This window comes from Streptomyces sp. WAC 04229, from assembly GCF_003947455.1.
Classification (GTDB): Bacteria; Actinomycetota; Actinomycetes; order Streptomycetales; family Streptomycetaceae; genus Streptomyces.
In genome coordinates this window covers 1-2,727 of sequence record NZ_QHJH01000362.1, presented here as the reverse complement: position 1 = coordinate 2,727, position 2,727 = coordinate 1, and the positions used below count along the sequence as shown (strand labels likewise).

At 73.6% G+C, this 2,727-nt stretch carries 2 protein-coding genes and 2 pseudogenes; all 4 read right to left on the bottom strand.

Annotation, left to right across the window (positions count from 1 at the left end):
* Positions 1-371, bottom strand: a pseudogene (locus tag DMH12_RS38100) (hypothetical protein); the annotation flags it as partial.
* A gap of 141 nt (positions 372-512) precedes the next feature.
* Entirely contained in the window at positions 513-1,310 is a 798-nt protein-coding gene (locus DMH12_RS38095; RefSeq protein ID WP_122616862.1) for a type III pantothenate kinase, read from the bottom strand.
* A 4-nt stretch (positions 1,311-1,314) separates the two neighbouring features.
* Positions 1,315-2,295 (bottom strand): carboxylating nicotinate-nucleotide diphosphorylase, encoded by a 981-nt coding sequence (gene nadC / locus DMH12_RS38090; RefSeq protein WP_185832779.1) that lies wholly within the window; start codon positions 2,293-2,295, stop codon positions 1,315-1,317.
* A 5-nt stretch (positions 2,296-2,300) separates the two neighbouring features.
* A pseudogene (locus DMH12_RS38085) lies at positions 2,301-2,727 on the bottom strand (L-aspartate oxidase); the annotation flags it as partial.

Genomic DNA, 2,727 nt, shown 5'->3' with positions numbered 1-2,727 from the left:
GGCGCCGGGGGTGCGCAGCGGGTCAGCAGCGCGGCCGCGGTGGGGTTGCCGCGCAGGGCGCCGAGGGCGGCGAGGTCGTCCGCGTCGGGGCGGTGGCCGGCGCCCAGGGCCTCGTCCAGCAGTGCGAGGTAGCCGCCGGCGGTGCCGGGGAGGGCGGCGCGGTACCGGGCGAGGTCGGCCACCAGGAAGGCGCGTAGCCGGGCGCTCTCCCGCATCGCCTCGTCGAGCGACTCTGCGAGGCGGAGGCAGTCCTGGGCCTCCTCCGCCGAGACGGGACTGGGGTTCAGGGCACGGGCGAGAGCGCGCCGGAGCACACACAGCTCCTGAGCACCGAACGCCATGCCGCCGCGGGTTCCGTAGGGCGTGGGCATGCGGTGACGATACGCGCTAATCAGACAAACTCGGCATAGGGGGCGGGTGTGGCGCGGCGGGATGCCTGCGGCGGCCCGGCGCGGGTGGCCGGTGGGATCCCCCGCTCACCTCGCCGGGCCGCGTCACCCTCCCGGGCGCCGCTACAGGCGGGACACGTTGCGTTCGTACACCAGGCGGAGGCCGATCAGGGTCAGCCAGGGCTCGTGCTCGTCGATGACCGTGGCCTCGCCCAGCACCATCGGCGCGAGTCCGCCCGTCGCGATGACCGTGACGTCCTCGGGGTCGTCGGCCAGTTCGCGGGCCATGCGGTTGACGACGCCGTCCACCTGTCCCGCGAAGCCGTAGACGATGCCCGACTGCATCGCCTCCACCGTGTTCTTGCCGATCACACTGCGCGGGCGGGCCACCTCGATCTTGCGGAGCTGGGCGCCCTTCACGCCGAGCGCCTCGACCGAGATCTCGATGCCGGGGGCGATGACCCCGCCGACGTACTCCCCGCGCGCGCTGACCGCGTCGAACGTCGTCGCCGTGCCGAAGTCCACGACGACCGCCGGGCCGCCGTACAGCTCGACGGCCGCGACGGCGTTGATGATGCGGTCGGCGCCGACCTCCTTGGGGTGGTCGGTGAGGATGGGGACGCCGGTCTTGACGCCCGGCTCGACCAGGACCGCGGGGACGTCGCCGTAGTAGCGGCGGGTGACCTCGCGCAGTTCGTGCAGGACCGAGGGGACCGTCGCGCAGATGGCGATGCCGTCGATGCCGTCGCCCAGCTCGTCGCCGAGGAGCGGGTGCATGCCCATCAGGCCCTGCAGGAGGACCGCCAGCTCGTCGGCCGTGCGGCGCGAGTCCGTGGAGATGCGCCAGTGCTCGACGATGTCCTCGCCGTCGAAGAGGCCCAGGACGGTGTGCGTGTTGCCTACGTCGATCGTCAGCAGCATGGCCCTACTCCGCCGCTCGCAGGTCCAGGCCGATGTCCAGGATCGGGGAGCTGTGGGTGAGGGCGCCCACGGCCAGGTAGTCGACGCCCGTGTCGGCGTACGCCTTGGCGTTGGTGAGGGTCAGGCGGCCCGAGGCCTCCAGGGCCGCTCGGCCGGCCACCAGGGCGACCGCCTCCTCGCACTCGGACGGGGTGAAGTTGTCCAGCAGGATCAGGTCGGCGCCCGCGTCCAGCACCTCGCGGAGCTGGTGCAGGGTGTCCACCTCGACCTCGATGGGGACCTCGGGGAAGCGTTCGCGGACGGCCTGGAAGGCCTGCGCGACGCCGCCCGCGGCCACCACGTGGTTGTCCTTGACCAGGGCCGCGTCCGACAGGGACATGCGGTGGTTGACGCCGCCGCCGCAGCGGACGGCGAATTTCTCGAGGCCGCGCAGGCCGGGCGTCGTCTTGCGGGTGTCGCGGACCTTGGCCTTCGTGCCGTCCAGCGCGTCCGCCCACGCGCGCGTGGCCGTGGCGATGCCCGACATGCGGCACAGGAGGTTCAGCGCGCTGCGTTCGGCGGTGAGGATGTCGCGGGTGCGGGTGGTGACGGAGAGGAGCTTCTGCCCGGGCTCCACGCGGTCGCCGTCCTCGACGTGGCGTTCCACCTCGAACTCGTCCGTGCAGACGACCGAGAGGACCGCCTCGGCGACCCTGAGGCCCGCCACCGTGCCCGCCTCCCGCGCGGTGAGGTCGCCCGTGGCCACGGCGTCCTCGGGGATGGTCGCGACCGTCGTCACGTCCACGCCGCCCGCCAGGTCCTCCTGGACGGCGAGGTTCGCGATGTCCTCGACCTCCACCGGGTCCAGTCCGGAGTCCAGCAGGAGCGCGGCGAGGGCGGGGTCGAGGCCGCACTCCAGGTACGCGTCTTCGTCGGTTTCCGCGCCGCAGGCGCAGCCGTCGCCGCAGCCTCCGGACGAGGCGAGGGGAAGGTCGGGGGTGTTCACTGCTCTCACTGCTCCTGGGGACGCTGCGTCGGCCGGCGGCCGTGGACGGTCGGGGGGAATTCTGGCGTGTCCGTGGTGTGCACGGCGAGGGTGCGGTCCGGGTTCAGGCGTACGACGATGTGGCGGGCCCAGGCGGTGTCGTCGCGGTCCGGGTGGTCCTCGCGCCAGTGGCAGCCGCGCGTCTCCTCGCGCCGGGCCGCGGCGGCCACCAGGACGCGGGCCACGCACATGAGGTTGGTGGCCTCCCAGGTGTCGACGCCGGGCTCGGACGTCTTGCCGTGGTCCCGCAGGGCCTCGCGGGCCTCGGTGTGGAGGTGGTGCAGCCGGTCGGCGGCCCGGGTGAGGGAGTCCGCCGAGCGCAGGACGCCCGCCCCCTCGGTCATGATCCGCTGGATGGCGAGGCGGGACTCCGGGGGGAGCAGGGGGTGCGCC